The following is a 331-nucleotide window of genomic DNA, read 5'->3' on the forward strand; positions in this document are numbered from 1 at the left end:
GTCTATCTTTGATAGTCGGTATGCCCAAAGGTCGGGTTTTTTTATTATCTTTAAGAATGAGAACTCTTTTAACTGGTTTCGGATGATAACCATTGTTGACGTATTCCTGATGGTATCTTTTTAATCTTACTAGATTAATCCCATCGATGGTTTTATTGTCGATTCCGGGGGTATCCGCCCCTTTGTTAGCCGTAATTTTATTAAATGCTGTTAACGTGTTGTAAAAGTTATTCATTCCCTGCTGGAGTTCTCTTTTTAAAGAGTAGCTGTTTGATGAACAATATTGAATTTTATTCAATGTTCGTAAAAGTTTAGCTTCTGGTGAAACTGT

General features: G+C 35.0%; 1 pseudogene. It reads right to left on the bottom strand.

Annotated features, from left to right (window positions below):
• Positions 1-331, bottom strand: a pseudogene (locus KHD59_RS02445) (group II intron reverse transcriptase/maturase); the annotation flags it as partial.

The organism is Sesame phyllody phytoplasma, assembly GCF_018390775.2.
Classification (GTDB): domain Bacteria; phylum Bacillota_I; class Bacilli_A; order Acholeplasmatales; family Acholeplasmataceae; genus Phytoplasma; species Phytoplasma australasiaticum.